At 62.3% G+C, this 2,077-nt stretch carries 2 protein-coding genes and 1 pseudogene; all 3 read right to left on the bottom strand.

Annotation, left to right across the window (positions count from 1 at the left end):
- Nucleotides 1–21: 21 nt before the first annotated feature.
- Nucleotides 22–792: a glutamine amidotransferase gene (locus E5W87_RS30865; RefSeq protein WP_292406347.1), complete on the bottom strand. Its 771-nt coding sequence runs from the start codon at nucleotides 790–792 to the stop codon at nucleotides 22–24.
- A 17-nt stretch (nucleotides 793–809) separates the two neighbouring features.
- Nucleotides 810–1,901, bottom strand: coding sequence for a phosphotriesterase-related protein (locus tag E5W87_RS30860; RefSeq protein WP_292406344.1), 1,092 nt, complete (start codon nucleotides 1,899–1,901; stop codon nucleotides 810–812).
- A 4-nt stretch (nucleotides 1,902–1,905) separates the two neighbouring features.
- A pseudogene (locus E5W87_RS30855) lies at nucleotides 1,906–2,077 on the bottom strand (ABC transporter permease); the annotation flags it as partial.

The raw sequence follows: 2,077 nt of genomic DNA, 5'->3' as shown, positions 1-2,077 counted from the left end.
CACGACGTGGACGTGCATCGCTCAACTCTCACCGGTCGCCCAGCTCAGCATCTGTTCGAATAGGGTTTTGTAGCCTTTCCAGGCGATAAACTCCGGTGGCAGCCAATGCGGCCCGACATCGGATGTCCAGGCCACAGTGCGGCCCTTGCCATAGTGGCCGGTGACAAGCAGCGGCAGCGAGCCATAATCCGACGACACGGTCGCCAGAACTTCCGCCCCGTCCTTCAGCGTCACCTCGTTGAAGCCGAGCAGGATTGGCCAGTCCGAACCGAGACCGTTAAGGATGGGATGGCTGGAGGAGCCTTTCAGGACAGGCGCAAAGCCTTCCGGCACCTCGACGCGGTCGTCGAAGGCGAGGCAGTCCACCGGCAGCACCTCCTCGACCGGCGTCTTGCGGTAGCGCGCGCCGCCATTGATGCCCTGGAAGCTATAGTAGCCGCCGAACATCAAAAGCCCGCCGCCGTTGCGCACGTAGTCGCGCAGCAGACGTAAGCGGTTCGGCGTCGGCTTCGAGTGAACCCAGGTGTCGGGATGCAGAAGCAGCGTGTTGGCGCCGATGTCGGAGAGCACCACCGCGTCATAGGCCGAAAGCGCCTCCATCGTTTGCGGAAAGCTGCGCTGTGCCTCATGCGCCGGCATGAAGGTCACGTCGAAGTCGGTCGCCTTCAGCGCTGTCAGCAATTCGTCCGCGCCGGTGTGATAGGTGACCGTCGGAAACTGGTCGAAGCCTTTGATATGGGTGGCGGTCGACACCCAGGATTCGCCGGCAAGCAGGATCTTTTTCTTGGACATTTGAACTCCGTCTTAAGTCAGTTCCGTCGCGAAAACACAGCCTTCGGATTGGCGACCAGCATGCGGTCGATCGCTGGCTGCTCGACGCCATGCCGTTTCAGGCGGGGTATGAAATGCTTCAGGATATAGCCGTAGCCGAAACCGCCGAAGCGGGTCAGCATGATCTTGAGGAACACATCCTGCGACAGCAGCAGGCGGTCGCCGAAGCCGGCCTCGATAAGTGCCGCGATTGCCCGCGCGTTCTCTTCGTCGGAGGGCGATTGCGCGTCCTGATCGGCATAATAATAGTCCATGCCGATCATATCGTATTCGAGGAACGCGCCGCGCCGGGCGAGGCTTGTCTGGTAGTCGAGATCGCTGTAGCTCGGATTCATGTGGCAGAGCACGGTGTGGCGAAGATCGGCGCCCTCGGCCTCGATGACATCGAGCACCTCGTGCGCCAGCCGCTCCCAGCCCGGCAGATGGATCGACAGCGGCACGCCAGTGATGCGCGAGGCTCTTGCGGAAGCTCTCAGCGACTTTCGCTCCTCGGCGGTAAAATCCTTGCTGACGCCGACCTCGCCGATCAGCCCGGCCAAGATCGGCGGCTGCGTCTCGCCGCCGCCGACATCGTTGACGATGAACTCGGTCACCGCGTCGACATCCATGGTCTTCAGCCATTCGGGATGGGTGTGCTCCAGATAGAAGCCGGTGCCCATGACGATCTTCAGTCCGGACATGCGGCTGATGCGGGCAAGCTTTTCCGGCTCGCGGCCGATGCCGATATTGGTCGCATCGACGACGGTGTGGCCGCCGAGCGCACGATACCGCTGCAGCTCCGATAGCGCGAGATCACTGTCGTCGAGCGAAACATTGTCACGGTTGACGTAAGGGTTCATGCGCAATTCGCCGATGATCTCGATGTTCACCGGCTGCTCGGCGAGCGCCAGGTCGTCGGGATGACAGGGACATTTCCAGGTGCGTGCGCCGTCGAGCAAGATGTGCTCGTGCATCAGCGTGATGCCCATTTCTTCGACCGGGACGGGGCCGAGCACGGTCATCACATGGCCGGTTTCGACCCCGATCGGCAGCCGCTGCCCGGGAGCCGCGTCATCGAAGAGATCACTCATGGGCTCAACGGCTCCGCACGGCGCCGCGGAACAGGCGGAAGTTCAGCCAGATGGCGATCAGGATGATCGTTCCGGTTACGATCGGCGTCAGGAAGGGCGACAGATGCGCCAGGATCAGGCCGTTGCCGATGACGGCCACGGTAAGCGCGCCGAGCACCGTGCCGACGATCGTTCCG

The sequence above is a fragment of the Mesorhizobium sp. genome (genome assembly GCF_004962925.1).
Taxonomy (GTDB): Bacteria; Pseudomonadota; Alphaproteobacteria; order Rhizobiales; family Rhizobiaceae; genus Mesorhizobium.
This window is presented reverse-complemented; position numbering and strand designations above follow the sequence as displayed.

What these genes read in the sequence shown, in the direction of transcription:
- E5W87_RS30865 (WP_292406347.1), bottom strand. Translation starts at nt 792, where the DNA reads ATGTCCAAGAAAAAGATCCTGCTTGCCGGCGAATCCTGGGTGTCGACC.
- E5W87_RS30860 (WP_292406344.1), bottom strand. Translation starts at nt 1,901, where the DNA reads ATGAGTGATCTCTTCGATGACGCGGCTCCCGGGCAGCGGCTGCCGATC.